Origin of the sequence: Hymenobacter yonginensis, assembly GCF_027625995.1 — a bacterium.
In the GTDB taxonomy this organism is placed as follows: domain Bacteria; phylum Bacteroidota; class Bacteroidia; order Cytophagales; family Hymenobacteraceae; genus Hymenobacter; species Hymenobacter yonginensis.
In genome coordinates this window covers 26,955-47,344 of the sequence record NZ_CP115397.1, presented here as the reverse complement: position 1 = coordinate 47,344, position 20,390 = coordinate 26,955, and the positions used below count along the sequence as shown (strand labels likewise).

Genomic DNA, 20,390 nt, shown 5'->3' with positions numbered 1-20,390 from the left:
GGTAAAGGCTCTTGCTGACAAGCCGTACCTTTGGGACAAAAGGTAACCGGGACATCCGCGGCCCTCTGGTGACAACCAGGTAACCACTCCTTCTCATGCAGCAAGATTCGGCCGATCATTCCTTCACGGGCGCCTGTGCCCATCGCATGCGCGCCATCGACGATACACTCGATATCCTGAGCGGCAAGTGGAAGCTCGCCATCATTGCCCGCCTCTGCCACCAGCCGATGCGCTACTCGGCTCTGCTGCGCGACGTGACGGGCATCTCCGGCAAAGTACTGAGCCGGGAGCTGCAAGACCTGGAAACCAATGGGCTTATTGTGCGGCACGTGGCCACGAGCAAACCCCTGACGGTTACCTACAGCCTTTCGGAAACCGGCCGCTCGCTGACCACCCTGACCGACAGCCTGGCGGAATGGGGCCTGGCCCACCGCGCCCGCATGATGCAGGCAGGCAACTAAACCTTCGCGCAGTTTGATCGAAGCCGCCGGCATTCGCCCGTGCACACCCCTTGATGCGCGACTCTCAATGATCAGATAGCTGCCACTGTATCAAGGAAGAGCTCCGTGCTCCTTCAGCTCAAGCAGGCTGCGCCGCTCTACTGTTAGAATAACGGTACGCTCGTTGATGCTGACGTTTAGGCTGTGTCTGAAAAGGCGTGTTGCGTATCTTAGGGTATGGCAGCACGGTATGAGTTAACGGATGCTTAATGAGCCGCGGTGGAAAGCGACTTACCCACCCAACGTCTGGGGCGTTCCCGGCATGATGACCGCCAGCAAAACAACTTGTAGAGCAATGTCGTGGACGGCGGCCGCGTATTCGGCTTCCTCGCCCGTGTAGCCCTGGTCGGCATAGGCCACTTCGACGCGCTGACCCGTTACCTGCTGCACCCGCTCACACAGCGTGGCGACTTGCCCGCGGTCCGGTTCACTGGCTGGCGTGACGATGGCAGCCAGGCAAGTGGCCCAGCGTATCCACGGCCACATGCACCTTGCTACCCTTGCGCCGTTTGGCCCCAACGTAGCCCGCATGGGCTCCGCTCTCGGGCGTGCTTTGCAGCGTACGCGAGTCCAGAATCACGGCCGTAGGTTCGGCTTGGCGACTGGCCAACAGACACGCCAGTTCGCGTAAATTAGCCAGCAGATGCTCAAAACAGCGGTTGCCCAAGCCAGCGCGCCCACTGCTGATACACGGCCGGCCAAGGCGGCAAATCGTGCGGGCGGTAGCGCCAGCCGCAGCCTGATTTGATCAGGCAGCGGACCGCGTTGAACAAGTCCCGCAACGAATGCTGCCGCTGCGGCGCCACAAACGCTCATTCTGCATCCGTTACATCACTGGGGTAACCAACTTGCCGGGCCATACCCCCAATTTAACGTATCAGTCCATAACAGGCTGTAGACAAAGCAAAGCAGTCACAGCCGTCGTGGGGGCATTGAAAAAACACGTGTAACTGCGCGTCTGGAGAGCATAGATTTTATGTAGCGAACTCGTGCCCGACCAGGGGATTGATAACAGACGGGCTACCGCCTTCCTCCTGTGTCAACCAAGGATAATTGAAACTGGAGTGTTAACTTCATCTGCCTCTCTCATGCCTACCTGTATCGGGCAATAAGCGCTTGGCTGCTAGCAGTTGCGGCACTGTACGCTGGCATGATTGAGACTTCTTTTGCAACTACTTATCACCTGAATTCATTTCCTCATGAGCAAGCAACGACATAATGAAGACGATGAGCCAGAAGATGCAGGTCTTATTCAATCTGAGCCACTTACGGAAGAAGGTCTGCGGGAAATATCCCGGTTTATCGCAGAAAGCAAAAAACGCTGGTCGAGCCAGATGGGACAGCATCCGTACCCACCGGGACAAGATCAGCCACCTCAGGAGGGAAACCTATAATAACCGGTTCTTCTAGTACTCTCTTAAGGTTATTCAGCTTATATACTGACTGAAACAGCGGTACATGAACGACTTGATGAACCAGCATACCCACTTCAGTCCTACATGCTGATTGGAGCTGGCCATCTCAGCAATCCTGATTTGGGATTAGGTTCGGCTTCCTGAAGCTTGGAGTCTGGGGGGCCGAGCATAATCAGGGAATTCATAGCCAGGAACTTCAACACAAGTGCCAATGCTCCACTTCAGCAAGGGTAGTAGGGTACTCGGGGCTGAACGGGCGGGCATGCATGCTACAGCAGGCTTGCAAGCACCTAGTGTGGTGGTTTCGTGTGGCTTATTGAGGGCAATGCAGTACATATTGCCATAGCGGACGCGGTAGTAGCGGATGACATTCATGTACTAAGATGTTTTGGCTTCCCGATGCCCAGCCTATCAGTGATGCGGCGAGTGGCCTGCTGATGGTCGCAGTTAATCTGCTCTTGACCGGCTTTAGGGAGCTAGCGGTTAAGCTGGAAATGGTACTTGACGGCCGGTGCACCTCCTAGTGATAGTAAGTGATCTGCTTGGAGGCGAGCAGCTACTGCGGCTCGGCGGGTATCTGCTCAGTATCATACGGGATATCAGGACCAGTTCCCGGATTCGCCAGCGAAGCCCTGATGAGTTGCTCCACCCGTGCCAGCTTAGTCCGCTCCCTGGCCTGGGGGTGCTCAAGCACCTGCAGCATTGCGCGCAGCTGTTTGCGCAGACGATACGCTTTCTGCTGGTGCTCCTTTGGTAACTGGCGGGCCGAGGCTAACTGCTCGGCGAGCTGACGGTTTGCCGCCCGCTGCTGCTGCAGCTGGCTGCTGAGACTTTCCATTTCATCCTGCAGCTGGTTGCGTTCCCGCCGCAGCGAATCGGTCTGGCTGACCTGGGGCGTCTGGTGATAGAACTCGTTAGCCAGGGCCAGGGCCTGTATGCCCGCCTCCAGGGGAATGCCTGCAGCGTCCAGCGCCAGCTGGGCTTGTCGCAGGTGGGAAGGCATGGCAAAGGGACCGGAGCTCATCTGATTCATACAATGGATTGAAAACGGCAGGATACTGAACGCTAGGCAGGCTCCCGGCACCTACGGGCCCTAGTGCCGCTACCTGGTCCGTTACAGTAGCCAGGTGCCGCGTGCCGACGCTTGGTAGTGCTACGCAAACCATGATGCTTATGCTGCGAGTCGGCTTCATCTATTGCTGGTTTTCGGCTGGCAGGTACCGGGTACCGGGCATCGATGCAGGACAGCCAAAGCGCTGCGCAGCAGATCTGACCACTCAATATGCAGGATGCGGCTCACCATTTGGTCGCATGTGCCGGCCACCTATTGGTAGCCCTTGCCCCAGGCCGGCGCCGGGACAGGGCCACAATTTCAGTGAGCGGAATGCGTATCTGCCATAACTCGCTGTTGCTGCGCCCGATGCATGCAAGCATGGCCATAATCAGGCGCGTTTACACCGTTGACAAATCAACGCGTGCGTTCAACATCGCGCTGTGCTGCACCACGATCTGGCTGACATGCTCTTCGAGTGCAGAGAATCAAATAAGGTGAGCTGCTTGGCGCATTCCCGCGTGGCTTCTGTAATAGATGAGGCATTTATCAACTAAGAGTCAAACAGTTAGACACCCTGGAAACATGTAAATCAGGGAAACAATCAGGTTTAAACAGGTCGTCTCTTTCAAGAAAAGGCTGTTAAGGAAGGGCCGCCGCTGTCGTGGTTTTTGTAATAGATGGATGACGCCGAATAATCAGTCAGACCTTTTATCCCACTTGAAGTCTCACGACTTAGAAGCCTTTATATCATCTAGTTATTTCAATTTAAATACATTGAAAATGATGTCTTGCACGGGTGCTTTACGACCTGTCGTATGCCGGACACCTATTACCAGAACCACGCAGACTCCTGCCGGCCCGCCCCCGTAGTGAACGGGCATCTATTACCAAAACCACGCAGAGGCACTGCTTCGCGCTTACCCAAGCAGGTGTGGGTGGCTGAGTGCTCGTCGGAAGCAAAATCTTCTACGGACTAAGCGGAAGATCCTGATTCCTGTCGTGGTTTTTGTAATAGATGAGACCGTTCCTCCCCCGGTCAGCGGCGCTGAACGCATTCCCGCAGGCAAGCCACTATGCTGGCTTTATTCCTGACGCCCACCCCGTTGCCAAACCCTACTTCCAGTAGGAATTGAAAGGCACTCGACTCAGCGCCCCTCCCAAAAGGTTGCGCCTGCCATCAGCTCAGGACAAGCCGGAATGGATTGCGCATCACGCGCGCTTCCAACGTGTCGAGCAAGACCCCGTCCTGACGCGAGTCGAACTTGCGGGCCCAGCGGCGGCATTGGCCCGAAGATCGGCTTGGAACACGGCCAGCAACAATTTGAGCAGGCCGGACCCCACTTCCGTGTCATTGCCAAGAGCCGGTACTCGCCTCGAGTCAGGCGAACGCCCAGGTTGCTGTTGCCGGCGAAGCCAAGCTTGCGGGGGCGTGCGCAGCAGCCGGATTTCAGGAAATATATTGGCCAGCGGCTGCGGGCTCTGAGTGGACAAAACGTTGTTGACCACAATAATTTGAGGTGTTCTGGCTGATCCGGATACAACTGGGAGGGTGTTTTTCACCCTGTGCCCGGATTGCGCAAACGCCCCGCGCTATACTGTTTACCGGCTTGCCAGACGGAAGCAAAACGCGACTTCCCACCCCTTTTCTGTAGTTATATAACCCCTTTTTTGTAGTTGTATAGATACAGCTCCCGGCGCTCCGGACATTACTCGCAACTCATTAATATAAAGCAATTTACAGCATATGACTACAAAAAGAGGGTCTGCCCTGCGGCACCTCCCTGCCGTTTACGGCTCTTACATCCCGCAAATCAGCTGATCCGGATGGCTGCGGAGCATATAACTACAAAAAAGGGGTCAGCCCTAACCCATCGTTTCCAGCTTAACGGCTACCGGGAGGCTGCTACTGCATGATCTTTTGAAAACTCACTTTCAAAAAGACTACTCAAGAAACTAGTAGTTTTCTTCATTTAAGAAGTTTACTAGTTTACGGGTGCCATAAGACACTGACATTCAAAATTATACAGAGGCATAATGCTACAAAAAAGGGGTCATACAACTACAAAAAAGGGGTGAGTTGCTACAAAAAAGGGGTCATATGACTACAAAAAAGGGCCCGCCAGCCCTTGATATGACTACAAAAAAGGGGTTAAACCGCTACATTTTTTTAGACATGTAGCATAATAGGCCCCGGCTGTGTATTTTAGGTCTATGAAACAGCCTGACTCGATGAACGCAGCCCACCCGGTACACCCACTGATTGTGCAGCACAACGCGCTGATCAATGCCCGGTTCGTGCTCAATACCACGGAGTCACGGCTGTTTCTGGCGCTGCTCAGCCGCATCGGCCGGGATGACACGCAGTTTCAGGTGTGCCGGATCCCGGTGCGCGAGCTCATGGCCCACAGCACGAGCAACTCCACCTACGAGCTGGTTCGCAAAACACTCCGGCACTTTGCTTCCCGCACCTTGCTGATCGAGAAGCTGGATGCCACCGCTCGCCGCCAGACCCAGCCCGACTTCTCCATTCTGCCGCTGCTGGCATTTGCCGAGTACAAGCATCACGAAGGCGTGGTTGAGGCGCGCTTCAACGATCTTCTGATGCCCTACCTGCTGCAGCTCCGCGAAAACTTCACCAAAGCCCAGCTCACGGAGCTGCTGAAGCTCAAAAGCAGCAATGCCTACCGGGTCTACCTGCTGCTGCGCGAATATGCCGCCTTCGGCAAACGCGTGATGGCAGTGGCGGAGCTGAAAACCATCCTGGGGGTGGAAGAGGAATACGACCGGTTCACCAACTTCAGAGCCCGCATCCTGGACCCGGCGCAAAGCGAACTGGCCCAGACCGATATGGCCTTCACGTATGTGCTGGAAAAGCAGGGCCGTACAATCACGCATATCTGCTTTCTGTTTAAGCCTACCGGCGCCGCGCCTGTGCCGGCACCGGCACAGGCACCGGAAACCAGCTGGGAAGCTACGCTGCTGGAGGCGGGCATTGCCGCCAAAAGCCTGGCCGGCATAAAAACACAGCTGGAAAACGGCTACTACGACGAAGGCTACATCTATTTTGTGGTCGCGCATGTTCGCCGCCAGGCGGCAGCCGGCAAGGTGAAGAAGCTGGCAGGAGCAGTGTACAAGGCTTTGCTGGAAGGCTATCTGCTGGAAGACTACCGGCGACAGCTGCGCCACGGGGAGGCGGGCGAGCCGGAGCGAAAGCCTGCCAGACCGGTCGTCGCGCAGCAGGAGCGGCATACGCTTGACGACGTGCACGCCATGTACGAAACCATGCGCCAGCGCAGGCTCATTCCCGATGAGAACTTCGAGCAGAACCTAGCCCGGGTATGGCTCTCCGCCGGCTTTCGCCAGGAAACGGACGCGCAGGGCATCCAGTGGCTAATCAAACCCTGAGCCCAGCCGCAGACGCACCATACCGCTATCAAGGGCAATGAAGGCACTCCCTGCGCGTTGCAGCAGCATCAGACCGGCCATTGAGGCCGGCACCACTGTTTTCGACGAAGGCGCGACCTAGCCTGCCACAAGGGGTGTTGCCGAATCTACCGTGACAGCTGGAAAACGCTTGATCTGCCTTTTCCGACGCACGCCGAAACGCCGTAGCTTTCAGCCATGATGACGCAATTTGCGCAGCTCTATCCCTCGGGCCTGATCCGCTACATCCAGACCACCTACTTGGAGCTCGTCACCGATACCGAAGTCCACCGCATCGATATCGTGGGCAAGCTCAGCGCCCGGCTGCAGCGCGGCACCCACGGCCCCGTCTCCTTCCACCACGACCACCCGCTGCTCAACGGCGTCAACCGGCCCCAGACCTACCTCATGGCCCGGGCTACCAGCCATTACGTCCCCGACGCGCCGGCTCTGCTGGCGGCCATTCGGCAGGAGCTACGCAAGCAGGCCGGCGCGTGGTACAGCTTCGCGCCCGCCACCTGGGCCATGTGGTGGCACCGGTTGGCGGCGAACAACGTACGCCCCGACCTCACTCGCACCGGGGGCATTATCCTGGAGAGCGTACCCGTTCCCGTGGCTCAGGCCGTGGCCGCCATCTGCGCTGAGTATGGGGTGGAAACCTACTGGCAAACCGCCGGGGAACACTACGTTTCCCCAACCACCACGCCCCCGTACCAGCTGTTGCTCATCGGCCGAAGCTACGTTATTGCCCGCACGTTTTTCGTCAGCACGCTGCTGGGAAACCCAATGGCAAGGACTGCGCCCTGCTTTCCTGGAAGACCCGGCTAATCCCCACACTTCCAGCACGTCGAGCCTGCGTGGACGAGTGGCCGCCGCCCAGACTGGTGCCGTTGGTTATCAGCTAGTTGTTGCGGTTCCAGCCCTGTACTCCGTTTCTGTAAAACAGCTGGCCGTGCTCTCGGCCAGTTGCATGGCGCTGCCGGTAATGAGCTTGGTGCCGCCGCCGAGGTTGAAGCGCAGGGCGGCGTAGTTGCCGATATACCACATGTCGTAGGCGCGATGGGCGCGGGCGGACAGGCCCACCGCCAGCAGCAGACTCAGTAACAGCTTATGCATACACCCCGACGGAAGTAACGATAGGCTGGCCCCGGCCCAGTGGGCCCGCGGACGCAAACCTATAGCTATTTTCGGGCAGCCTCCACCGCCATTTTCCCGGCTGGGGCGGGCTGAAAGGCAGAGGATGAAGCATGATAAAACTTGTTTAAAGCAACTCATTGTCTTTTATTATATTATTTATCCGCATCATACGATGATGTGATGCCCACCACAGCTGGCGGATTCGCCGCCCGCCGCCCCGCATTATTGCCAGCAATTTTAGCTGAATGACGCGCGCAGCCCGGCCGGCCCACGGAAGTGCAGCAGCGATCCAGAACAGGCTTTCGACTGAATATTAACAGGTAACACCCGGGCTGATGACTGGGCGCAAAGCCGGCTTATCAAACAATTTACTAATTATATTAGTATACTTGCCGTGTTCGCGCTATATTCCGCTCCGTATGACCACCATCGAACTCTTTGACGTCGGCGAGCCGACCACCACGCTGTGGCTGCCCGTATTTGCCAGCCTGGTGCCCGCTGGCTTCCCGTCGCCGGCCTCCGACGAGCTGGAGGAGCTCTTCGACCTCAACCGCATCCTGTTCCGCCACCCCGAGGCCACGTACCTGATCCGGGTATCGGGCGAGAGCATGCAGGGCGCGGAAATCCACGCCGGCGACCTGCTGGCCGTCGACAAGCACCTCGAGGCCGACCACAACCACATTGTGGTGGCCGTGGTGGAGGGCGAGTGCACCGTCAAGCGCCTGGTGCGGCGCGGCACCAGCTGGTGGCTGCAGGCCGAAAACCCGGCCTACGCCGACTACTGCATCACAGAGCCCGACAACCTGCGCATCTGGGGCGTGGTCACCCACGTCGTGCACGAGCTCATCCCCGGTAAGCTCACCGCCCTGCTCCGCAGCCGCGACTAAATAACCTTATACAGAATGGCCTGCCTGATCTGGCGTCCGCCTGCCGAAGCATCTCTACCGCTTCGTTGCGCCTAAGCACCAAGCACTAACAACTATCCACTAACAACTACCCATGTACGGCCTCGTCGACGGCAACAACTTCTACGTCAGCTGCGAGCGGGTTTTCCAGCCTCGCCTCGACGGCCGCCCCGTGGTGGTGCTCAGCAACAACGACGGCAACGTGGTGAGCCGCTCGGCCGAGGCCAAGCAGCTCGGCATTGCCATGGGCGCCCCGTTTTTTGAGGTGCGCGAGCTGCTGCGCCGCCACAAGGGCCAGGCCCTGAGCTCCAACTACGCCCTCTACGGCGACATGAGCCGCCGCGTCATGGCCCGCCTCGCCGACCAGGTGCCGGCCGTGGAGGTCTACAGCATCGACGAGGCTTTCCTCGACCTGCACGGCCTGACAGCCTTCTGCGGCACGCTTGATGCCCGCGTCCAGCGCCTGCGCCAGGACGTGCTGCGCTGCACCGGCATTCCCACCTGCGTGGGCATGGGCCCCACCAAGACCCTGGCCAAGGTCGCCAACCGCCTGGCCAAGAAGTACCCCGAGCTGCAGGGCGTCCTGCGCCTCGACACCGAAAGCCGCCGCGAGCGGGCGTTGCGGGCCCTGCCTGTCGAGGACGTTTGGGGCATCGGGCGCCAGTACGCCGGCAAGCTGCACGCCCACGGCCTGCGCACGGCCTGGGACCTGAGCCAGGTGTCCGAGGCCTGGGCCCGCGGGCAGCTGGGCGGGGTGGTGGGCTGGCGGCTGGTGCAGGAGCTGCGCGGCCAGTCCTGCCAGGACCTGAACCCATCGGAGGACGGCACGCTGGCCCGCCAGAGCCTGAGCTGCTCCCGCAGCTTCGGCCAGCGCCTCACCGCCTTCGACGACCTGTGGGGCGCCGTGACCACCTACCTGAGCCGCGCTGCCGAGAAGCTACGCGCCCAGGGTGATCAGGCCCACATCCTCACCGTGTACCTCAGCCAGGACCGCTACGACAGCCGCGTACCGCCGCCCTACACCCGCTCGGCCACGCTCACGCTGCCCGGCGGCCCCTCCAGCGACACCCTGCAGCTGCTGTCCTACGGCCGCCGCCTGCTGGAGCGGATCTACGAGCCCGGCCGCCTCTACGTGAAGGCCGGCGTGGTACTCGACGGCCTGGAGCCCCCCGGCCGCGGCCGGCAGCTCGACCTGTTCGCGCCTGCTGCCGCCGCTCCGGCCCCCGACGCGGGCCGCGCGCAGCAGCTCATGCGCACCCTTGACGCCCTCAACCGGCAGTTCGGGCGCGGCACGGTGCGGCCGGCGGCCACCATTACGCCCGCCGGCCAGCCCGCGCCCTGGCAGGGCAACGCCCGGCACCGCAGCCCGGCCTACACCACCCGGTTTGAGGACATGCTGGTGGTGGGCTGAGCCACGCCGGGCAAGGAGGTTATTATGCCGGCAGTATATTTCAGCAGCAAAATCCTTACTCACCTATTTCCCCCTCTATGTTCAAAGCGTTACTCCTGGCCGGCTCCCTGCTGCTGACCAGCGCATCCCTGCCCGCCCGGCTTGCCGCCCCGGTCACCCACCGCACCACCACTGCAGCGGTCTACGTGTGCATGAGCAAAGGCTCCGTGGCGTACCATTCCACCAACGAGTGCGCCGGCCTGAACCGGTGCAGCCACGAGGTGCAGAGCATGTCCACCACCGCGGCGGAGGAGCTCGGCAAGCGCGCCTGTCTGAAGTGCTTTTAACAGGCCCCGCGGCGGCATAGCCTCTCCTACCACGCTGCCCGCCACGCTGGCAGCTGCAACGGCTACCCATTGGGTAGCCGTTTGCTTTTCCGGTGGAAAGGCCGGTCGGACTGACGCGGCGCGATGCCCCCTCTGCTGCCCCAATCGGCCGGCCGGCTTCCGGCTATGTGTCCTTTCTGTTACGAATGCGGTGGTAGTGCCGGCAGTGCCCGGCGGCAGGGGTAGCTTTGCAGGATTTTTCGTGCCCACCCCACCCACTTCACCTGCACACCCACTTTTACTGTTTCATTTAATGCCCGTTCACTTAACTGGCCGGCGCCCCCGCACGGGGCTGCTGCTGGCCCTGCTGTGCCTGCTGGCCCCCGCCGCCTGGGCCCAGACCACCACGGAGTCCTTTGACTCCGGCACCAAGGCCACCTACCCGGCCGCGCCCGTCCCCCTGGCCACCGGCACTTGGATTTTCGACGACGCCCTGCTCGGTACCGACGCCCAGGATCACCGCGCCGGCGCTCAGGCCGCCCGCCTGCAGCAGGCCGGCACGCTGACCATGGACTTCTTCCTGCCCGACGGCGCCAGCACGGTCAGCGTGCAGCACGCCGCTTACGGCACCGACGCCACCGCCGCCTTCGAGCTCTGGTACCAGACCCAGGGCTGCGACACCTGGGTGCGCGCCGGCCAGCCGGTGGTGGCATTCTCCTACGTCCTGCAAACGGCCTCCTTCCCGGTCAACGTGCCCGGCGGCCTGCGCTTTCAGCTGCGCAAGGTCACCGGCGGCAGCGCCCGCCTCAACCTCGACAACTTCACAGTCACGGCCTTCACCACCACGGCCCCGCCGCCCCCGGTGGCCGGCGACAACCAGCACCTGACCATGGGCAACCCCAGCGGGGCCACCGCCGACGTCAGTATGCCCTTCAACTACCTGCTGGAAAAGCCGCAGTACGCGCTGTCCTACCACCGCGACCGGGGCACGCCCAACTGGGTGAGCTGGTACCTGGCCCCCGTGTGGATCGGCTCCGCCCCCCGGGTGGACTTGTTCCGCGCTGACGAAACTCTGCCCGCCAGTTGGTACCGGGTGCAGGGCACCAGCTACTCCCGCTCCGGCTTTGACCGGGGCCACAATACGCCCTCGGCCGACCGCACCAGCACGCCCGAAGACAACTCGGCTACCTTCCTGATGACCAACATGATTCCCCAGTCGCCGGACAACAACCAGCGCACCTGGGCGGCCCTGGAAAACTACGCGCGCACACTGGTGGACGCCGGCAACGAGCTCTACATCATCATGGGCTCCTACGGCATCGGCGGCCAGGGCGAAATCCGCACCAGCACGCCGTTCATCCCCGTTTCAGCTACCACAATTGACGGGGGGCGCGTGACGGTCCCCAACCGCATCTGGAAAGTCATCGTCGTGCTGCCCACCGGCAACAACGACGTGAGCCGCGTGTCGGCTGCCACCCGCATCATCGCCATCGACACGCCCAACCAGAACGGCATGACCACCAACTGGGGTCAGTACCGCACCAGCGTCGACGCTATTGAGGCCGCTACCGGCCTCGACCTGCTCTCGGCCCTGCCCACCAGCGTGCAGCAGGTGGTGGAATCTACCATTGACAACGGCCCGACCCAATGAGCATGCTCCATTACTTCTCGCCCTTCGCTTCTTCTCGCCCGGGCAACTCGAAAGTTTATTCCGGACGGAAGTGGCTGCTGGGTTTACTGCTCCTGCTGGCGCTGTACGGACCCGCCCAGGCCCAATCCAATTTTCCCGAAGGCTTTGAATCCGCCACTAAGGGGGGCTATGCAGTCGGAACCGTCACGCTGCCCACCGGGGCCTGGGTGCTGGACGATGCGCTGCTGGGCACGATAGCCAATGACAAGAAAGTCGGCACGAAGTCCGTGCGCATCGTCAACGTGGGAACGCTCACCATGGGCTTTGACGTGAGCACCGGCGCCTCCACGGTTTCGCTGCAGCACGCCCGCTACGGCACCGATGCCGTTTCCACCTGGGAGCTGCGCCAGTCCACGGATGGCGGCACCAGCTTCGTCACGGTGGGCAGTCCCGTTACCAGCACGGCGACGCTGCAGACGGCCACCTTTGCTGTCAATCAGAGCGGCAACGTCCGGTTTCAGGTGCGCAAGCTCAGCGGCGGCGGTGCCCGCCTCAACATCGACGAGTTTGACGTGCAGCCGCTGAGCGGTACGCCACCGGCGTTGACTACGGGTGCCGTGAGCGGCAGCCCCTTCTGCGTAACCGCAACCAGCGGCACCGCTATTTCGGTGCCCTACACCAACCCGGCCGACTTGAGCGCCCCGTTTGCCGTGCAGCTTTCCTCCGCGCAGGGCGTATTTGCCGCCGACCTCACGCAAAACCTGATCGGGCAGGGCAGCAGCTCCCCGCTGGCTGCTACGCTGCCGGCCGGCACCGCCGCCGGTACGGGATACCGGGTGCGGGTGGTGCACGTATCCTCAGCCACTGCTGGCCAGCCCAACGGCGCCAACCTGACCGTCACCACTGCGCCCGCCACCAACGACGTCACGGTTGCGCCCGCCTCGGCCCAGAGCCTGGTCACCACCGGCACGGGCGCGGCCATCACGGCCACGCCGGCCGCCCCGTCGTCCTTTGCCTGGCTGTATTCAACCAGCAGCAACGGCCCGTTCACCACGGCCATTGCCACGGCCACCGACGCCAGCTACACGCCCCGAGGTGCCGACTTCGGCGCCGCCGGCACCTACTACCTGGTCGCGCGGGCCACCAGCACCTGCGGCAGCGTCGTGGGCACCAGCGCCCCGGTGACCATCACCGTAACGGCTCCCACGCCCAGTGTAACCGCCACCCCGAACCCTGTGCCGGACTTCGGCAGTGTCCCGGTGAACACGCCCTCGGCCGCCCGCTCGGTGGCGCTTAGCGGCCGCAACCTGGGCGGTGACGTAACGCTCACGCCCCCCGCGGGCTTCCAGCTGCGTACCGGCACCACGGCCTTTTCCTGCGCGGCGCTGACGCTGCCCGTCAGCGGCGGCTCGCTCACGGCAACCGTCGAGGTGCGCTTCGTGCCGGAAGCGGCGCAGGCCTACAGCGGCGTGATTACGCTCACCAGCCCCGGCGCGGCCCTGCTCGACGGCATTGCCGTGTCGGGCACCGGCGTGGCCCCGGCCTACCCGCCCAGCCTGAGCACGGCCGCCGTGTCGACCGTCACCAGCACCACGGCCACGGCCGGCGGCACCATCCTTGAGGATGGCGGCCGCTCCGTCACGGCGCGCGGCGTGGTCTACGCCCTCACCGAGGCGCCCACCACCCAGGACGACTTCACTCAGGACGGCACCGGCATTGGCTCGTTCAGCTCCGCGCTGACCGGCCTGCTGCCAAGCACCACCTACTACGTGCGCGCTTACGCCACCAACGCCCAGGGTACCAGCTACGGGGAGCAGCGCAACTTCACTACCGCGGCCGTATCACTGGCCACTGAGCCCACCCAGGGCTCGACTCTTACGGCCACCGCCGTGACGCCCACAGGCGTCACGCTCGCTATCAGCGGGGGCGACGGGGCCAAGAAGCTGCTGCTCGTCACGCCCGGCCCGGCCCTGAGCTTCCAGCCCGCCGACGGCACCACCTACCTGGCCAACACCGTCTTCGGCCAGGGCGACCAGCCCGCGCCCGGTGTGTACGTGGTGGGAGCCGCCGCCACGGCCAGCGTCACCGTCACCGGCCTCTCGGCCAGCACGGAGTACACCTACACCGTGTTCGACTACAACGACGACAACACCAGCGGGGCCGAGAACTACCTGCTCACGCCCGCCGGCGAGCTGACCCTGTCCACGCCCGCCCCGCCGGCCGGGCTGCTGCTGGCCGATAACTTCGACTACCCGGCCGGCGACCGGCTTACCGCCCACGGCTGGACAGCCCACAGTGCACCCGGCACCAATGCCATCCTGGTCAGCACTACAGGCCTGAGCTACAGTGGCTATGATGCCGATGCTGCCAGCCGGCCCGCCGCCGCAAATACTGCGGCCTCGCTCGCCGCCTCGGGGGAGGACGTAAGCCGCACCTTCCCCAGCCAGGGCGCCGGCACGGCCGTGTACGCCTCGCTGCTGGTGAGCGTGAATGCGGTAACCACGGCCGACTATTTCTTCCACCTCGGGCCCGCCCCCCTCAGCACCACCTTCCGCGGCCGCCTTTACGTCCGGCCCGCCGCCACCGCCGGCAAGATCCAGTTCGGCGTGGCGGGCAGCGGCACCATCCAGTACGCCGCTGCCGAGTACGAGCTGAAGCAGACCTACCTGCTGACGATGCGCTACGTGTTTGGCCCCTCGGGCACCGAAACCCACCTCTACGTGAACCCGGGCCAGGCGGAGCCCGCCACGGCCGACGCCACCAGCACGGAGGCCGCCAGCTCGGCCCCCGCCAACCTCGGCTCGGTGGCCCTGCGCCAGAGCGCCAACACCACCCAGCTGCTGGTCGACGGCCTGCGCGTGGCCAACAGCTACAGCGCCGCCCGGGCCTTCTCGGCCGCCCCGCTGCCCGTGACGCTCACCGCCTTCAGCGCCCGGCGCACCAATGTTGGGGTGCAGCTGCAGTGGGCCACGGCCCAGGAGCTGAACGCCCGCACCTACCACGTGGAGCGTAGCACGGATGGGCGCACGTTCACCCGGGTGGCGGCGCAGCCCGCCGCCGGCACCACCACCCAGGCCCGGCGCTACGCGGTGCTGGATGCCAGTGCCCCCACCCGCCAACTCTACTACCGCCTCGCTCAGGAAGACACCGACGGCACGCTGCACTACAGCAGCGTGGTGAGCGTGGCCGCCGGACTGGGCACACCCGCCGCGGCCCTCACCGTGGCCCCGAACCCCGCTGACCCGGCGCGGCCCGTCACGCTGCTGCTCACCGGCCGTGCCGGCCAAGTCCTGACGCTGCAGCTGCTCGACAACGCCGGGCGCCTGCACCACACCCAGGCCCTGCGCCCGCTGACCGATGCCGAGCAGTTCCCGCTGACGCTGCCGGCCACCCTGCCCGCAGGCACGTATGTGCTGCGCGTCACCGGTGCCGGCAGCCAGCCCCTGCACACCCGTCTCGTGCTAGTGCGCTAGAACAGGCGACGCACACACTTGCCCCAAACAGAAACGGCCACCCATTGGGTGGCCGTTTCTGTTTGGGGCCGCTACTACAAAGGCCGGAGTCTCTTCACCTTATTGTTCGCCAGGATGTCCTGTCCGCCGGCTGATACTAAGGGCAGGCCACCGGATATCTCCTTCGTAAAAAGGACAGAGGCTACTGTCTTTAGGAAAAGCATCCGGCAATATGGACGGGACAGGTCAACAGCACGGCTGCCTGAGTTACAACTACCGCCTGCTTGGAGATAATGCCGGTGGCGTGGCGCGTAGCTAGCGCTTGCAGGCTTTCTTGGCTACGTTGGAAAGCGCGCTGTACTGCCTGCGTTGTGCGGGCGCTGCCATGAAGCATTCTTCGTATTCGTCCCATAACGTTGTGCGTAATTCCAGACCGGAAAATACACCATCACATCCTGGGACTATACACCTAGTCGAACTACACTGTCACGGTACTGAGGCAGACCAAATTGCTCTGTCTCTCTGATGTCGACCAAGTCGTGATGTGTTGCGGGGCAACGGGCCGGTTATTGAACCAGGGTTGGGCCTGGCCAAATGGGTAAGTCAGTTCAATCAACACCAAGTCGCCGGGCTTCATCCAGCAGCAGCAGCCGAACTAGCGCGGCCGTAGTCACACCACGGCGTTTAGCCACCCTGGCGAACAGCTCCTTCTGCTCTTTCGACTCGCATTCAATGCTCAGCAAGGGCTTGCGTACTGGCTTCGCTTCTTCACTCTTCATGAGGCAAAGATAGGAGTTACACTAAAGCGGGAGTAAAACAATTAAAACACAAGATTTTTGCTTGTATTTTAATTGTTTTACTCATTACATTTGTTCAGTTCAAGCTGAACAACCCGATCCGTAGTAAGCGAAAGAGGTCATCCCCGGCAAGGGATGACCTCCATTATAGCACCTGTATGAGCAGGCACTACGGTAGGGTTCTTACAAACCTTATCCCAAAATTACATGAAAACTCATGTAACCAGGCAGCCTGTGCCTGGAGAGCTTCGGCACGCCCTGTCGGCCGCATTTTTCGGCAACCCGCTCTTTTCCCCGCTGGAGCAGCTACTGGCCAACCACCGCATCCACGAATGTGAGGATACCGGGCAGCTCACCCACTGGCTGGCCGAACTACCCGCTGTGCTGGCCCGCCGCCAGGCAGCCATCCTCTCCACTCCTACTGCCTCGGCCAACCATGGGGTATAGCAAGCAACTCCGCCAAATCCGCCAGGCCCGCAAGGCGGTCCGGGCCTGGCAGCACCAGATGCTGGCCCTGGAGCTGGAAGGCATCACGGCCCTGACGCTGCACTCAGCAACCAGGACACTGATCATCCCCATCGAACGGGAAGCGGGCGCGCAGGTGGTCGGCACGCTGTTGGAAGTCCTTAATGAGCGCCGCAAGACTCTGCAGGCCGAAGCCCGGCAGATACGCCAGGACTGGCACGAGCACGAATTGCTGCACGGCAGCCAAACCCGCCCCCACCCGGCCCGCGGACGGGCCGACTGACGCCGCCCCTTCCCGACTACTCCCTCATTAAAGGCTTACTCCATCGTTACCCGTATGTCAGCTGAAACCGGACTTCCCACCGCCGACACGCCCACCCGCATTCCGTTCCGGCAGGCCTCAGCCCCGCTGATTGCCAGGGCCATGAGCTTCACCCTGCAGTGGCTCACCCAGTACTTTCCCGACCCGAGCTGGCCCACCTGGGAGGAAGCCTTTCTGCGCCAGCAGCCCGATCTGCTGGTAAAGGGCGAGCAGGTTTTCCTGCACTGGCACGACCTGCACCGGCTGGCCCGGCATCTGGAGGCGCTGCCGGGACCGGACGGTGCCCGCCCCGCCCAGCCCGCAACCGATGCGGCCGCCGACGTGCCGGCTGACGAGGCGAAGGCAACTGCAGGCCCGACGCCCCGGCCCCGGGCGGCCGGCAAGCGCACGCTCAGCAGTATCATCCATTACCACCCGCGCCCCGACGGCAAGGCCGGCTTCACCGTGCGTGAGCTGTGCCGGACGATGCGCATCGGGGCCGAGTCGCTGACCGATGCCCAGCAAAACCCGGGGCGGCTGTCACTGAGCGCCATCGAGGCCCTGGCCGGGAAGATGCAGGAAAGCCCCGTGCAGCTGGTTGTTGATTTGCTGGCTGAGATGGAGGCCCGCCGCAAGCCCCGCCGCAAAGCCCGCGTCCGCGTCACCGCGCGGTAATATCCGTCGCAGCACCTTGCCCGGCCCCGTGCGGCCGCCTGTCCGGCGGCCACACGGGGCCGGACCTGCTTTTATGCGGCCCGCGCGACCGGGCCGCAGGCGGCGGCAGAAAAAAACCGGCGGCGGCCGTGTGCAAACGGCATCGGCGCGGCATCAGACTGGCAGGCCCGCCGGGCGCGGCTTCCCGGAAGAAGCCGGCCCGGCGGGGTGCACCCAGCCCGCCTGCTGCCATGAAAAACTCTCTCCCGCTGCTGCTACTTCTGCTGCTGCTACTTGTGTTCCGGGGCGCCGCCGCCCAGTCCACCACCGTCTCGGGCATTGTGCGCGACAAAGCCAGCCGGCTAGCCCTGCCCGGGGTCACGGTGCTGGAAAAAGGCACTACCAACGGCGCGTCCACTGACGCGCAGGGCCGTTTCACGCTCGCTGTCTCGGGCCACGCCCCGCGCCTTTTCGTGTCCTCAATTGGCTATGTTTTCCAGGAAATCAGCCTCGCCGGCCGGCCCGATTCGGTAACGGTGTGGCTGGAAGCTGACGCAAAGGCCCTGTCCGAAGTGGTGGTAACGGGGCATGCTCCCTCCGGAACCAGCCACATCAGCGCTGCCGTAAGCACGGTGAAGGGGGCCGCGCCCGGTATACGGATCCGGGGATTGAGCACCCTGGCGGCCCCGTCCCGCGCCGAGCTGAGCACCCGGTCCAAGCGTGAAACCAGCTCTTCGGGTCTGAAAACCAGCGCGGGCGTGCTGACGGCCGGGGAAGTCAACGACTTCGGCAAGTGGCACCTGTGGCCCGACATTGCCCAGCAGGAGCTGAGCCGCTGGGGCGAGCAGTGGCGCATTCGGCCCCTGGAGCGCTACACTGCCCAGCTGCTGACCGAGGACGGCTACCCCGTGGTAGGGGCGGCCGTGCAGCTCAAGGACCAGCGCGACTTGCTGCTCTGGCAGGCCCGCACCGACAACACCGGCCGGTGTGAGCTCTGGAGTAACCTGTTCACGGCCGGGCCGGCCGCGGGCCCCGGGCAGGTGGCCAGCCTGCAGGCCCTAGTGGACGGGCAGACCTACACCGTGCGCCAGCCCACGCGCTTTCAGCAGGGCCTCAACAGCATCCGGGTGCCGCGGCCCTGCCGCACGCCGGCCGTGGTGGACGTGGCCTTCGTGGTGGATGCCACCGGCTCGATGGGCGACGAGATCCGCTACCTGCAGGCCGAGTTGGAAGACGTCATTGGGCAGGTACGCGACTCGCTGGCCGGCGTCACGCTCAACGTGGGCAGCGTGTTCTACCGCGACGCCGGCGACGAGTACCTGACCCGCCAAACCAACCTAAGCGCCAACCTGAGCCAGACCCTGGACTTCCTGCGCGCCCAGCAGGCCGGCGGCGGGGGCGACTTTCCCGAGGCCGTCGACCAGGCCCTGGACGTGGCCGTCAACGAGCTGGCCTGGGCCCCCGAGGCCCGGGCGCGGCTGCTGTTTCTGATTCTCGACGCCCCGCCCCACGAAAACCCGCAGGTGCTGGCCTCGCTGCAGCGCTCGGTGCTCAAGGCCGCCGCCCAGGGCATCCGCCTGATTCCCGTGGCGGCCAGCGGCATCGACAAAAGCACCGAGTACCTGCTGCGCGCTCTGGCCCTGGCCACCAACGGCACCTACGTGTTTCTCACCGACGACAGCGGCGTGGGCAACCCCCACCTCAAGCCCACCACCGACCGGTTCGAGGTGGAGCAGCTCAACGCATTGTTGGTGAAGATCATCGGCCGCTACGCCGCCACCACCGACTGCCAGGTGCCGGCCGCAACGGCCGGCCGCCGGCCCGGCACGCTCTCCGGCCGCTACACCGCTGCCCGCTACACCGCTGCCCGCGACAGCACGGCGGCCCCCGCCACCCGGCCCGGCCGGCGCTACGCCTGGTCGTGCTACCCCAACCCCACCGCCGACGTGCTGCACGTGGAGCTGGAAGGTGACGTGCAGGAGCTGTTCGTTGCCGACGCGGCGGGCAAGGTGCTGCTGCGCGCGGCCCCGGTGCGCCACCAAGCGGCGCTGCGGGTGGATCATCTGCCCACCGGCGTCTACTTCCTGACCTTCTTCACGGGCCTGGGCTGGGAGAAGACCCGGTTTCTGGTGCGCCGGTAAGCGGCGGGCCGGCCGGACTGGGTGCCGCCCTGCCGGCCGGCAGCCCTTTCCCCGCGGCGCGAAAGCGCGGGCCTGGCCGGCGGGCCGCGCCCGCTACCGGATTGAAAGCATTCCCTTTTCCTATATTTCCGCCTGCTTATTCTGTATCGCTTATTGCTCTCACGCTGTGCGCGTCTACCTATTCCCCCTAGCAGCGGGGTTACTGCTGCTTTGCCCGGCCTGCGACAAGGTCTGCGACACCGACAACCTGCCCCAGTACCCGCTGACGCCCGGCCTGCGCGCCTGGGTTGATCCGTACGCCAAGGGAGCGGTGCTGCGGTTCCGCAACGCCGGCACGGGCTACGTGCGCAGCTACCGCGTGACTGAGGCCGAAGGAAAGATGGACGGCGCCGGCTCAGGGGTTGACCCATGCCCCGCGTACTACCGCGAGTATGCCACGCGCACGCTGGAACGGACCGATTCCACCGGCAAGGGGGCAGAACACCTCATCCGGTTCTATCTGGCGGCGCAAAATTCCTCCCGGACGGAGGCGCGGCTGTCCATGGGCTTCAGCAGCGTGGAGCCGCCGCTGCAGCAGATTGAGAACGGCACCCAGGCGCTGGCGCCCGCCACCTTCGCGGGCCGCACCTATCCGGCGGTGTGGTGCAACGGCCCCTTTTCCCCCGGCTCAGGGTCGCGGGCGGTGGTGCTCATGTGCCTGACCAAAGCCGATGGGCTGATCCGGTTCGAGGAGCGCAACGGCACGGCCTGGGACCGGCTCTAAGGCCCGGCACCCAGCCGCGCCGGCTGCACGCGTTGGG

At 63.4% G+C, this 20,390-nt stretch carries 18 protein-coding genes; 13 read left to right on the top strand and 5 right to left on the bottom strand.

All coding sequences use genetic code 11. The annotated features are described in order from the left end of the window. Positions 1-95 precede the first annotated feature (95 nt). Positions 96-461: a winged helix-turn-helix transcriptional regulator gene (locus O9Z63_RS20265; RefSeq protein ID WP_270129508.1), complete on the top strand. Its 366-nt coding sequence runs from the start codon at positions 96-98 to the stop codon at positions 459-461. 270 nt (positions 462-731) lie between these two features. Here O9Z63_RS20265 and O9Z63_RS20260 read toward each other — a convergent pair whose 3' ends face one another. The 3 genes from O9Z63_RS20260 to O9Z63_RS20250 all read right to left on the bottom strand — a co-directional run bounded on the left by O9Z63_RS20260 (position 732) and on the right by O9Z63_RS20250 (position 2,939). Beyond that, positions 732-986 carry a hypothetical protein gene (locus O9Z63_RS20260; protein WP_270129506.1) on the bottom strand — a complete coding sequence of 85 codons (255 nt, stop codon included), beginning with the start codon at positions 984-986 and terminating at the stop codon, positions 732-734. Positions 987-1,147: 161 nt separating this feature from the next. Continuing rightward, on the bottom strand, positions 1,148-1,306 hold the full coding sequence (locus O9Z63_RS20255) for a transposase (protein ID WP_270129505.1): 159 nt from the start codon (positions 1,304-1,306) through the stop codon (positions 1,148-1,150). 1,165 nt (positions 1,307-2,471) lie between these two features. Beyond that, the gene (locus O9Z63_RS20250; RefSeq protein WP_270129504.1) at positions 2,472-2,939 is read right to left on the bottom strand and encodes a hypothetical protein; all 468 of its coding nucleotides are present in this window, start codon (positions 2,937-2,939) and stop codon (positions 2,472-2,474) included. Positions 2,940-5,180: 2,241 nt separating this feature from the next. On the opposite strand from O9Z63_RS20250, the gene O9Z63_RS20245 reads away from it, so the two are divergent. Continuing rightward, positions 5,181-6,374, top strand: coding sequence for a replication initiation protein (locus tag O9Z63_RS20245; protein WP_270129503.1), 1,194 nt, complete (start codon positions 5,181-5,183; stop codon positions 6,372-6,374). 216 nt (positions 6,375-6,590) lie between these two features. Continuing rightward, positions 6,591-7,220: a hypothetical protein gene (locus O9Z63_RS20240; RefSeq protein WP_270129502.1), complete on the top strand. Its 630-nt coding sequence runs from the start codon at positions 6,591-6,593 to the stop codon at positions 7,218-7,220. A gap of 69 nt (positions 7,221-7,289) precedes the next feature. Here O9Z63_RS20240 and O9Z63_RS20235 read toward each other — a convergent pair whose 3' ends face one another. Beyond that, positions 7,290-7,508, bottom strand: coding sequence for a hypothetical protein (locus tag O9Z63_RS20235; protein ID WP_270129501.1), 219 nt, complete (start codon positions 7,506-7,508; stop codon positions 7,290-7,292). 440 nt (positions 7,509-7,948) lie between these two features. Between O9Z63_RS20235 and O9Z63_RS20230 the strand changes: the two genes are divergently transcribed. The 5 genes from O9Z63_RS20230 to O9Z63_RS20210 all read left to right on the top strand — a co-directional run bounded on the left by O9Z63_RS20230 (position 7,949) and on the right by O9Z63_RS20210 (position 15,253). Further along, complete coding sequence (locus tag O9Z63_RS20230; protein ID WP_270129500.1) at positions 7,949-8,416, top strand: LexA family protein; 468 nt, start codon at positions 7,949-7,951, stop codon at positions 8,414-8,416. 112 nt (positions 8,417-8,528) lie between these two features. After that, positions 8,529-9,845, top strand: coding sequence for a Y-family DNA polymerase (locus O9Z63_RS20225; RefSeq protein WP_270129498.1), 1,317 nt, complete (start codon positions 8,529-8,531; stop codon positions 9,843-9,845). 77 nt (positions 9,846-9,922) lie between these two features. Next, positions 9,923-10,171: a hypothetical protein gene (locus tag O9Z63_RS20220; protein WP_270129497.1), complete on the top strand. Its 249-nt coding sequence runs from the start codon at positions 9,923-9,925 to the stop codon at positions 10,169-10,171. A gap of 292 nt (positions 10,172-10,463) precedes the next feature. Continuing rightward, positions 10,464-11,801 carry a DNA/RNA non-specific endonuclease gene (locus O9Z63_RS20215; protein WP_270129496.1) on the top strand — a complete coding sequence of 446 codons (1,338 nt, stop codon included), beginning with the start codon at positions 10,464-10,466 and terminating at the stop codon, positions 11,799-11,801. Further along, on the top strand, positions 11,798-15,253 hold the full coding sequence (locus O9Z63_RS20210; RefSeq protein WP_270129495.1) for a hypothetical protein: 3,456 nt from the start codon (positions 11,798-11,800) through the stop codon (positions 15,251-15,253). The genes O9Z63_RS20215 and O9Z63_RS20210 overlap by 4 nt, the downstream gene beginning before the upstream one ends. 587 nt (positions 15,254-15,840) lie before the next feature. Here O9Z63_RS20210 and O9Z63_RS20205 read toward each other — a convergent pair. After that, complete coding sequence (locus O9Z63_RS20205; RefSeq protein WP_270129494.1) at positions 15,841-16,011, bottom strand: hypothetical protein; 171 nt, start codon at positions 16,009-16,011, stop codon at positions 15,841-15,843. A gap of 252 nt (positions 16,012-16,263) precedes the next feature. Between O9Z63_RS20205 and O9Z63_RS20200 the strand changes: the two genes are divergently transcribed. The 5 genes from O9Z63_RS20200 (at position 16,264) to O9Z63_RS20180 (ending at position 20,353) form a co-directional block, all read left to right on the top strand. Next, positions 16,264-16,476: a hypothetical protein gene (locus O9Z63_RS20200; protein WP_270129493.1), complete on the top strand. Its 213-nt coding sequence runs from the start codon at positions 16,264-16,266 to the stop codon at positions 16,474-16,476. Further along, the gene (locus O9Z63_RS20195; RefSeq protein ID WP_270129492.1) at positions 16,466-16,777 is read left to right on the top strand and encodes a hypothetical protein; all 312 of its coding nucleotides are present in this window, start codon (positions 16,466-16,468) and stop codon (positions 16,775-16,777) included. Before O9Z63_RS20200 ends, O9Z63_RS20195 begins: the two co-directional genes overlap by 11 nt. Before the next feature lie 54 nt (positions 16,778-16,831). After that, positions 16,832-17,470 (top strand): hypothetical protein, encoded by a 639-nt coding sequence (locus tag O9Z63_RS20190; RefSeq protein ID WP_270129491.1) that lies wholly within the window; start codon positions 16,832-16,834, stop codon positions 17,468-17,470. Between the two features lie 230 nt (positions 17,471-17,700). Continuing rightward, positions 17,701-19,590 carry a carboxypeptidase-like regulatory domain-containing protein gene (locus O9Z63_RS20185; protein ID WP_270129490.1) on the top strand — a complete coding sequence of 630 codons (1,890 nt, stop codon included), beginning with the start codon at positions 17,701-17,703 and terminating at the stop codon, positions 19,588-19,590. A gap of 166 nt (positions 19,591-19,756) precedes the next feature. After that, a complete protein-coding gene (locus O9Z63_RS20180) occupies positions 19,757-20,353 on the top strand; it encodes a hypothetical protein (RefSeq protein ID WP_270129489.1) in 597 nt (198 codons plus the stop codon). The last annotated feature ends 37 nt before the right edge of the window (positions 20,354-20,390 follow it).

What these genes read in the sequence shown, in the direction of transcription:
- O9Z63_RS20265 (WP_270129508.1), top strand. Translation starts at nt 96, where the DNA reads ATGCAGCAAGATTCGGCCGATCATTCCTTCACGGGCGCCTGTGCCCAT.
- O9Z63_RS20260 (WP_270129506.1), bottom strand. Translation starts at nt 986, where the DNA reads ATGTGGCCGTGGATACGCTGGGCCACTTGCCTGGCTGCCATCGTCACG.
- O9Z63_RS20250 (WP_270129504.1), bottom strand. Translation starts at nt 2,939, where the DNA reads ATGAGCTCCGGTCCCTTTGCCATGCCTTCCCACCTGCGACAAGCCCAG.
- O9Z63_RS20245 (WP_270129503.1), top strand. Translation starts at nt 5,181, where the DNA reads ATGAAACAGCCTGACTCGATGAACGCAGCCCACCCGGTACACCCACTG.
- O9Z63_RS20240 (WP_270129502.1), top strand. Translation starts at nt 6,591, where the DNA reads ATGATGACGCAATTTGCGCAGCTCTATCCCTCGGGCCTGATCCGCTAC.
- O9Z63_RS20235 (WP_270129501.1), bottom strand. Translation starts at nt 7,508, where the DNA reads ATGCATAAGCTGTTACTGAGTCTGCTGCTGGCGGTGGGCCTGTCCGCC.
- O9Z63_RS20230 (WP_270129500.1), top strand. Translation starts at nt 7,949, where the DNA reads ATGACCACCATCGAACTCTTTGACGTCGGCGAGCCGACCACCACGCTG.
- O9Z63_RS20225 (WP_270129498.1), top strand. Translation starts at nt 8,529, where the DNA reads ATGTACGGCCTCGTCGACGGCAACAACTTCTACGTCAGCTGCGAGCGG.
- O9Z63_RS20220 (WP_270129497.1), top strand. Translation starts at nt 9,923, where the DNA reads ATGTTCAAAGCGTTACTCCTGGCCGGCTCCCTGCTGCTGACCAGCGCA.
- O9Z63_RS20215 (WP_270129496.1), top strand. Translation starts at nt 10,464, where the DNA reads ATGCCCGTTCACTTAACTGGCCGGCGCCCCCGCACGGGGCTGCTGCTG.
- O9Z63_RS20210 (WP_270129495.1), top strand. Translation starts at nt 11,798, where the DNA reads ATGAGCATGCTCCATTACTTCTCGCCCTTCGCTTCTTCTCGCCCGGGC.
- O9Z63_RS20205 (WP_270129494.1), bottom strand. Translation starts at nt 16,011, where the DNA reads ATGAAGAGTGAAGAAGCGAAGCCAGTACGCAAGCCCTTGCTGAGCATT.
- O9Z63_RS20195 (WP_270129492.1), top strand. Translation starts at nt 16,466, where the DNA reads ATGGGGTATAGCAAGCAACTCCGCCAAATCCGCCAGGCCCGCAAGGCG.
- O9Z63_RS20190 (WP_270129491.1), top strand. Translation starts at nt 16,832, where the DNA reads ATGTCAGCTGAAACCGGACTTCCCACCGCCGACACGCCCACCCGCATT.
- O9Z63_RS20185 (WP_270129490.1), top strand. Translation starts at nt 17,701, where the DNA reads ATGAAAAACTCTCTCCCGCTGCTGCTACTTCTGCTGCTGCTACTTGTG.